Raw genomic sequence first — 8,684 nt, 5'->3', positions numbered from 1 at the left:
CGGCGGCCGCTGCCACTTCGTCGACCACGCGGCGCAGGTGTACGACGAGGCGCGCGCGCTGGCGCAGCGCGAGGGCGGCCACTACATGGACCAGTTCACCTACGCCGAGCGCGCCACCGACTGGCGCGGCAACAACAACATCGCCGAGAGCATGTTCCAGCAGATGGCGCACGAGCGGCATGCGGTGCCAGCCTGGATCGTGGTGGGAGCAGGCACCGGCGGCACCAGCGCCACCATCGGGCGCTATGTGCGCTTCCGCTGCCACGGCACGCAGGTCTGCGTGGCCGACCCCGAAGGCTCGGTGTTCTCGGCCTACCACCGCAGCGGCGACGCGGCCCTGACGGCGCAGGGTTCGCGCATCGAAGGCATCGGCCGGCCGCGGGTGGAGCCCAGCTTCATCCCATCGCTGGTGGACCGCATGATCGAGGTGCCGAATGTGGAGTCGGTGGCCGCGATGCGCGTGCTCTCCCGCCTGCTGGGCCGCAAGGTGGGGCCTTCGACGGGCACCAACTTCATCGGCATGGTGGCGCTGGCCGGCGAGATGCGCGCGGCCGGGCGGCAGGGCTCCATCCTCTCGCTGCTGTGCGATGCGGGCGAGCGCTACCTGCCCAGCTACCACGACCTCGGCTGGGTGGCGCAGAACTTCGGCGACTGCGGCCCGGCCGAGCAGCGCCTGCAGGCCGCGCTCGCGGGCTGAACTCCATGAGCCGCACGGCCGCTCCGAAGACTCATGGCACCGCAGCCGCCGGCGAAGGGACTCCAGTGAGACTGCACGGCCTGTCCCGGCGCGGCCTGCTCGCCATGACTGCCCTGGCCATGCCGGCTGCCTGGGCGCTGCCCGCGCGCACGATGCAGTTCCCGCGCGACTTCGGCAGCCATCCGGAGTTGCGCACGGAGTGGTGGTACATCACCGGGCACGCCCGCTCCGGCACGCGCGAGTTCGGCTTCCAGCTCACCTTCTTCCGCTCGCGCGTGGACGCCACGCAGCAGATGCGCTCGGCCTTCGCGGCACGGCAGATGATCTTCGCGCATGCAGCCATCACCGACCTCGAGGCGCGCAGGCTGTGGCATGACCAGCGCATCGCGCGCGCGGGCTTCGGCATCGCGTCTGCTGCCGAGGGAGATACCGACATCCGCCTGCGCAACTGGACGCTCAGGCGCGAGGCCGGCGGCTACACGGGCCGCCTGCCGGCCGAGGGCTTCGCAATCGACCTGCGTTTCACGCCGACCCGCCCGGTGCTGCTGCAAGGCAAGGACGGACTGTCGCGCAAAGGGCCGGAGGCCGAGCAGGCCAGCTACTACTACAGCGAACCCCAGCTCGCGACGCAGGGCCGCCTCAGCATCCAGGGCCGGGGCTTCGATGTGCAGGGCCGCGCCTGGCTGGACCACGAGTGGAGCGACGCCTACCTGCATCCCGATGCGGCCGGCTGGGACTGGGTCGGCATGAACCTCGACGACGGCGGCGCGTTGATGGCGTTCCGCATCCGCCGGCGCGACGGCTCGGCCCTGTGGTTCGGCGGCTCGCTGCGCAGTGCCGATGGCCAGCTGCGCGTGTTCGGCACCGATGAAGTCCGATTCGAAGGCGCGAGCCCCTGGACCAGCCCGCGCACCCGGGCTACCTATCCGCTGCGCTGGCGCATCGAGACGCCCGCGGGCGCCTTCACCGTGCAGTCCCTGCTCGACGACCAGGAGCTCGACAGCCGCGGCTCGACCGGCGCCGTCTACTGGGAGGGCGTGAGCGATCTGCTGGACGGCAGCGGCCGCCGCATCGGGCGCGGGTACCTGGAGATGACGGGATACGCGCAGCCGTTGCGGATGTAGCGCGGCGTCAACAGAGCTAGCCCAGAAGCGGCACCCCGGTGAGCCACGCGTGCGCCCGGAACAGGAGGCCGGCGTAGACCACCAGGCCTCCCGCGAGCGCAACAACGTCATTGAGCATGCTCGGCGGAGCTCCGGGCACACGACGCGGCACGGCACGACGTCCGGCGGAAATCCGGTCGGCCAGGGCCCAGATGAAGAAGGAGCCGAACAAGAGTACGTCGGCCAACGAGCCGTTGGCCAGCAGGTGCGCCGCTGCCCAGAGCATGACGGCGAGCAGCATGGGATGCTTGGCCGCACGCTGTATGCGCCCAGGCACATAGGCCGCGAACAACAGGGGAAACACCGGCAGCATCAACAGCAGCGCGACGTGTCGCAGCGCGAGCGGCGGCGCATAGATCACCAACGGCGCCTGGCGCGCGAGGCCGTAGCCATGGATGACGAGGATCAGCGCGCCCAGCGAAACCAGGGAGTAGATGCCCTTCCAGACCATTTCGCCACGGCGTTCCACCTGCATGTCGCGCCAGGCCGGCGCAACGATCGACACCGAGTGAATGCCAAGAAACAGGACGAGGCCGACGACCAGAAGAGACATGGGATTCTCCGGACAGCGCTGCAGCGCGCCACATTCTGGCATCAGCAGAGCGCGACATCCCGCTGACGGCCATGGCCGACGAGTACCGCGCGCACCGGGAGCTGTAACACTTCGACCTATGCGCAATCCGCAGGCACAATCCGGGACGCCGCCCCTCGTGGCCTTTGAGGTCGCTGTCGTGAAATTCGAGAAGATCCCGTTCGAGGCACCGTTCGCGATCGAGCCCATGGCCCTGGCCGAGCTGCCGGCCGCGCCGAAGGTCAGCGTCGCGATCATCTGTTTCAACTACGGCCGCTTCCTGCCCGAATGCCTCGACAGCTGCCTCGGCCAGACCGTGCCGGCACATCAGATCGTGGTGGTGAACGACGGCTCGACCGACGACAGCGCGCAGATCCTGGACGGCTACGCCGCGCGCTTCGCGCAGGTCCAGCCCATCCACCAACCCAACGGCGGCATTTGCGCAGCCACCAATGCCGCTCTCGCCGCCTGCACCGGCGACGTGGTGCTGCTGCTCGACGCGGACGACGCCATCGCGCCGCAACGCATCGAGAAGGTGCTGGATGCGCTGCGCCGGCGGGTAGACGGGCACCTTCCCGGATGGACGCACAACGCCATGCAGCGCTTCTCGGAGGGCCAGCCCCACCTGGGCCTGGCGCCCTACTATCCCGGCGGCCGTGCTCCGGAGGGTTGGCTGGCCGCCGAGACCCTGAAGGCGGCTTCCTGCCTCGTGCTCTCGCTGACCTCGGGCCTGGCCTTCCGGCGCGAGGTCCTGGAGGCCATCGGCCCACTGGATGCCGACCGGATGATGTACCAGGACCTCCAGCTGTGCACTGCCGCGGCGCTGCTCAGCCCCTGCGCCTGGATTGCCGAGCCGCTGACGCGCTACCGCGTGCACGGCGCCTCCGCGACCAAGGGCTCGATGGTTTCCGTGGCGCAGATCAAGGCGCTGCGGCAGCGGGCCGCGCGCTTCGACCTGTGGCTGCGCGCGCAGCTCGAACGGCACCAGCCCGGCGCCTCCGCGCTGTGGCGGCCGCTGGACGACCAGGGCGGCTATCTCTGGCTCAGCTTCCTCGAGCGCTGGCTCTCGGGGGAAGGCAAGGACCTCGGCCTGCTGCGGCGCGCGCTGCGCCACCCCGACACGCGCCAGGGGCCGCGGCAGTACCGCATCTACTACTACGGCAGCGTGCTGCTGCCCCGCGCGCTCTTCGTCTCGTACTCGCAGCTGATCTTCGGAGCGAGCCCGCTCAAGACCGCGCTGCGCAAGTTGCTGCGCCGGGCCTGAGGCTGGCCTGAGCCTCACCTGGGCCGCAGCGCCGCTCAGGCGAACACGGCGCGGAAGTCGATTTCCTCGTCCCCCGGCATCTCCAGGCGCAGCGTGTTCTCGACGTGCGTGAGGTGCTCGATCATCAGCATGCAGGCGCGCTCGGCATCGCCCTGCTCCAGCGCGTCGACGATGGCGTCGTGCTCGTGGTGCGGGCAGGCAGGCGTTCCGGGCGCGTCATAGAGCGCGATCACCAGGCAGGTCAGCGAGCACAGTTCGCGGATGCACTTGTGCAGGTACGGGTTCTGGCCGAGTTCGGCGATCAGCAGGTGGAACTGGCCCGAGAGCCGGATGGTCGCGCGCCGGTCGTTGCGCTCGCGTGCCTCGCCTTCCAGTGCGATGTTCTTGCGCAGGCGCGCGAGCTGCTCGCGCCGCACGTGGCCGGCCAGGTCGCGCAGCAGCGCGGGCTCCAGGACGCGTCGCGCATTGAACACCTGGCGCGCCTGCTCGACCGACGGACTGGCCACGAAGGTGCCGCGATTGGGCTCGACGGTGAGGATGCTGTCGTGCGACAACCTGCCGAGCGCCAGCCGGATCTTGGTGCGGCTCACGCCGAAGACCTCGGACAGCTTCTCCTCGACCAGCTTGGTCCCGGGCGGCAACCGGTGCTCCCAGATGGCCTGGAGGATCCGCTCGCTGATCTCCTCCACCGAAGGGCCACCGGGGGCGTCAACGTCCGTGCTGCTCGTCTTGGCCATTGTCTCGTTTCCTTCTTGAACATCAGATCTCGATGGATTGTATGGCGGTTATGCGGCCAATTCTCCGCTTTCGGGACACGGTTCTTCGCGAAATCCCCGGCGAACAACGTCAGAGATACGGGTTATCCATTAGATCAAGCCGAAGAACATAAATGTTTGTGGCGATGTACAAATTTATTCTTGATTGCACATCGGATATCGCCTATCTTTCGCCCAACGCCACCATCCAGTCCCTCACATCCATCACCCACGGAGACAAGCGAATGCACGCAACCATGCCCATCGGCGGGACGGCCGAACGCGAAGCCAGCCCCTCATCCACCAAGCGCGTGGCGGCCGCCAGCCTCGCCGGGACGACGCTGGAGTTCTACGACCACTTCATCTACGGCTCGGCCGCGGCCCTGGTCTTCCCGAAGCTGTTCTTCCCGCAGAGCGAGCCCCTGGTGGCAACACTGCTCTCCTTCGCCAGCTATGGCGTGGCCTTCGTCGCGCGGCCGCTGGGCGCGGCGGTGTTCGGGCACTTCGGCGACAAGCTGGGCCGCAAGTCCATCCTCTTCATCACGCTGCTGATGATGGGCCTGGCCACCTTCCTGATCGGCTGCCTGCCGACCTTCGGCCAGATTGGCATGTGGGCGCCCATCCTGCTGGTGGTGCTGCGCATCATCCAGGGCCTGGCGCTGGGCGGCGAATGGGGCGGCGCGGCGATCATGGTCAACGAGCTCGACCCCGAGGGCAAGCGGCGCGGCCTGCTCGGCGCCGTGGTGCAGATCGCCGCGCCCATCGGGCTGCTGCTCGCCAACGGCGCCTTCGCGCTCGTCACCTGGCAGGTGTCCGAAGAGGCCTTCCTGTCGTGGGGCTGGCGCATTCCCTTCCTGATGAGCGCCATCCTCGTGGGCGTGGGCCTGTACATCCGCATGAACGTGGCGGAGTCGAAGGTGTTCGAGAAGGAGGCCAAGGGGCATGAAGAGCACGCGCCGATCAAGGAGGTGCTGCGCCACTACAAGCCGCAGCTCGCCATCGCCTTCTTCGCGCGGCTGGGCGGCGACATCGCCTTCTACGTGTTCACGCTGTTCCTGCTGTACTTCGTGCCGACGCAGCTGGGCCTGCCCAAGTCGATCGCGCTCAACGCGGTGCTGCTGGGCGCGGTGGCGCAGATGATCTTCATCCCGGTGGCCGGCTGGCTGTCCGACCGCATCGGCCGCCGGCCGGTGCTCATGATCGGCGGCATCGGCGGCGCGCTCTGGGCCTTCGCGTTCATGCAGATGGTGCAGACGCGCGACCCGGCCATGATCATGACGGCCTCGTTCGTGGGCATGGTGCTGGTGTCCTTCATGTTCTCGCCGCTCGCCTCCTTCCTGCCGGAGCTGTTCGCGACCCGCGTGCGGGTGACGGGCGCCTCGCTGGGCTTCCAGTTCGCGGGGGTCTTCGGCGGCGCGCTGGCGCCGATCATCGCCACCGCGCTGATCGCACGCTTCAACTCGACCACGCCGGTGGCCATCTACCTCGCAGTCGTCTGCGCGCTGATTGCAGTGGCCGCCTTCGCGGCGCGCGAAACGTCCCGCATCGACCTCAAGGACGCCGGTCACTGAGGCCCGCTCCCAACCCAAGGAAACGCAAGTGCAAAGCTTCGACACCGTCATTCGCAACGGCCTGGTCGCCACCGCGTCGGAAACCATGCAGGCCGACATCGGCATCCGCGACGGCCGGGTGGTCGCCCTTGGGCAGGAGCTCGCGCGCGGCGGCGACGAGATCGATGCCCGGGGCATGCTGGTGCTGCCCGGCGGCGTCGATGCCCACTGCCACCTCGACCAGCCGATGGACGAGGGCTTGCGGATGGCCGACGACTTCGCCAGCGGCACGCGCTCGGCCGCCTGCGGCGGCACCACCACGGTGATCCCCTTCGCCGCGCAGATCAAGGGCCAGTCTCTGCGCGCCGCGGTCGAGGACTACCACCGGCGCGCCGGCCGCAAGGCGGTGGTGGACTACGCCTTCCACATGATCGTGACCGACCCCACGGAGCAGGTGCTGCGCGAGGAGCTGCCGGCCCTGATCGCCGAGGGCTACACCTCGTTCAAGATCTACATGACCTACGACGACATGAAGCTGGACGACCGCCAGATCCTGCGCCTGCTCGCGGTGGCGCGCCGGCACGGTGCGCTGGCGATGATCCATGCCGAGAACGCCGACTGCATCGCCTGGCTCACCGAGACGCTGGAGGAAGCCGGGCACACCGCGCCGCTCTACCACGCCGCCTCGCGGCCGATGGCCATCGAGCGCGAGGCGACGCACCGCGCCATCACACTGTCGGAACTGGTCGACGTGCCGATCCTCATCGTGCACGTGTCCGGCCGCGAGGCCATCGAGCAGATCCGCTGGGCCCGTGGGCGGGGCATGCGCCTCTATGCCGAGACCTGCCCGCAGTACCTGTTCCTCAGCGCGGACGACCTGGGCGGCGGCTACGAGGGCGCGAAGTGCGTCTGCAGCCCGCCGCCGCGCGACCGGGCGAACCAGCGCGTCGTGTGGGAGGGCCTGTCGGACGGGCTCTTCACCATCGTCTCCTCCGACCATGCGCCGTTTCGCTTCGACGATCCGCAGGGCAAGAAGCCCGGCGGCAAGGAGGTGGCCTTCCGCCACATTCCCAACGGCATTCCGGGCCTGGAGACGCGCCTGCCGCTGCTTTTTTCCGAAGGCGTGCGCACGGGGCGCATCACGCTCAACCAGTTCGTGAGCCTGACGGCGACCAACCCGGCGCGCCTGTACGGCCTGCATCCGCGCAAGGGCACGATCGCGATCGGCTCGGACGCCGACATCGCGATCTGGGACCCGAACAAGGAAGTCACCATCGAGAACAGCCTGCTGCACCACGACGTGGACTACACGCCGTACGAGGGCATGCAGGTCACCGGCTGGCCCGTGACAACACTGGTGCGCGGCGAGCGCGTGTGGGACGAGAGCAAGCCCTGCGCGCCCTCGGGCCATGGCGAGTTCCTGCCCTGCGGCAAGCCGGAAATGGCTCGCCCGAAGCCCGGCGATGCAGCGGCCGGCGGCTACGTGGGCAACCTGCCAGACGCGCTCGCCCGGCTCGCGAAGGCGCCTCCGCATGCTTGAGCTCGACGCCTCGCAGATCGCGCAGCGCGTGCAGCAAGGAACGCTGGACCCTGGCGAGGTCGTGGCGGCCTTCCGGCGCAACATCGACTCGCGCAATGACCTGCTCAACGCGGTGGTGGGCGGCGTCCCCGCCTCGCTCGACGCCGAGATCGAGGCCCTGCGCGCGCGCGTCGCCCGCCGCGAGCCGATGCCGCTGGCCGGCGTGCCGGTGGTGGTGAAGGACGTGATCTGGGTCCGGGGGCAACGCGTGACGCAGGGCTCGCTGCTGTTCCAGGACTTCGTCGCGCCGCGCGATGCACTGGCGGTGGAGCGCCTGCGGGCCGCGGGTGCGCTGGTCATCGGCATGGGCAACAGCTCGGAGTTCGCGTGCAAGGGGCTGACCACCAACAAGGTCTACGGCCTCACGCGCCACCCGATGGACCCGGCGCTCACGCCGGGCGGCTCGTCGGGCGGATGCGCGGTCGCGGTGGCCGCGCGGCTGGCGCCGCTCGCGCTGGGCACCGACGGCGGCGGCTCGAGCCGGCGACCGCCCGCGCACGTGGGCGTGGTGGGCTTCAAGCCCTCCTTCGGCGCCATCCCCGATCCCTTCGGTTTCCCGCATGCCTTCATCGGGCTCCAGGCGATCGCGCCCATCGCGCGCACCGTCGCCGATGCCGCGCTGATGTTCGAGGCGATGGCCGGCCCCGACCCGCGCGACCCGGCGTCGAGCCTGCTGCCCGACCCGGCCCCGCTTCGCGCCGCGACCCAGCTTCGCATCGCCTTCAGCCCGCGCCTGGGCCTGGACGTGCCGGTGGACGAGGACGTGACGGCATGCATCGCCAGAGCGATCGGGGCGCTGCGCACGGCCGGCTTCGACATCGCAGATGCCGACCCGGCCTGGCCCGAAGACGCGGACGAGGCCGCCTTGATGCCGCTGCAGCACACCGGGCTCGCCCACCTGTTCGGCGAGGCCTGGCGGCGCGACGCTTGCGCCTTCGATCCCGATGTGGCGCGCCAGATCGAACGCGGACTGCAGTGGTCCGGCGCCGACGTGGCGCGTGCGCGCGCCGCGGGCGCTGCCATCGCATCGACGCTCGCGGGCTTCCTGGCGCACCATGACCTGCTGATCTGCCCGACCGCGCCTTGCGTCGCCTGGCGCCACGAC

General features: G+C 69.6%; 8 protein-coding genes. 6 read left to right on the top strand and 2 right to left on the bottom strand.

Annotated features, from left to right (window positions below):
* Together APY03_RS44025 and APY03_RS18415 are read left to right on the top strand one after the other, a co-directional pair.
* On the top strand, nucleotides 1-697 hold a 697-nt coding region (locus tag APY03_RS44025), incomplete at its 5' end, for a PLP-dependent cysteine synthase family protein (RefSeq protein WP_232324326.1).
* Between the two features lie 104 nt (nucleotides 698-801).
* On the top strand, nucleotides 802-1,821 hold the full coding sequence (locus APY03_RS18415) for a lipocalin-like domain-containing protein (protein WP_068678851.1): 1,020 nt from the start codon (nucleotides 802-804) through the stop codon (nucleotides 1,819-1,821).
* Between the two features lie 16 nt (nucleotides 1,822-1,837).
* Here the strand turns inward: APY03_RS18415 and APY03_RS18410 are convergent, their stop codons facing one another.
* Complete coding sequence (locus APY03_RS18410) at nucleotides 1,838-2,413, bottom strand: NnrU family protein (protein ID WP_068678813.1); 576 nt, start codon at nucleotides 2,411-2,413, stop codon at nucleotides 1,838-1,840.
* A 178-nt stretch (nucleotides 2,414-2,591) separates the two neighbouring features.
* Here APY03_RS18410 and APY03_RS18405 point away from each other — a divergent pair, with 178 nt between their 5' ends.
* Nucleotides 2,592-3,695: a glycosyltransferase family 2 protein gene (locus APY03_RS18405; RefSeq protein WP_162487192.1), complete on the top strand. Its 1,104-nt coding sequence runs from the start codon at nucleotides 2,592-2,594 to the stop codon at nucleotides 3,693-3,695.
* A 35-nt stretch (nucleotides 3,696-3,730) separates the two neighbouring features.
* Here the strand turns inward: APY03_RS18405 and APY03_RS18400 are convergent, their stop codons facing one another.
* Nucleotides 3,731-4,432, bottom strand: a complete 702-nt coding sequence (locus tag APY03_RS18400; protein WP_068678809.1) for a GntR family transcriptional regulator — start codon at nucleotides 4,430-4,432, stop codon at nucleotides 3,731-3,733.
* A 263-nt stretch (nucleotides 4,433-4,695) separates the two neighbouring features.
* On the opposite strand from APY03_RS18400, the gene APY03_RS18395 reads away from it, so the two are divergent.
* From APY03_RS18395 to APY03_RS18385, 3 genes are all read left to right on the top strand, one after another.
* A complete protein-coding gene (locus APY03_RS18395) occupies nucleotides 4,696-6,021 on the top strand; it encodes an MFS transporter (protein ID WP_068678807.1) in 1,326 nt (441 codons plus the stop codon).
* Entirely contained in the window at nucleotides 5,957-7,540 is a 1,584-nt protein-coding gene (gene hydA, locus APY03_RS18390; RefSeq protein WP_443082829.1) for a dihydropyrimidinase, read from the top strand. The genes APY03_RS18395 and hydA overlap by 65 nt, the downstream gene beginning before the upstream one ends.
* Nucleotides 7,533-8,684, top strand: a 1,152-nt coding sequence (locus APY03_RS18385) for an amidase (RefSeq protein WP_232324325.1), incomplete at its 3' end; no start/stop codon positions are given. The genes hydA and APY03_RS18385, both read left to right, overlap by 8 nt.

It is taken from the genome of Variovorax sp. WDL1 (genome assembly GCF_001541225.1).
Classification (GTDB): Bacteria; Pseudomonadota; Gammaproteobacteria; order Burkholderiales; family Burkholderiaceae_C; genus Variovorax.
Note: the sequence above shows the minus strand (reverse complement) of the source record. Positions and strands in the feature narration are given on the sequence as shown.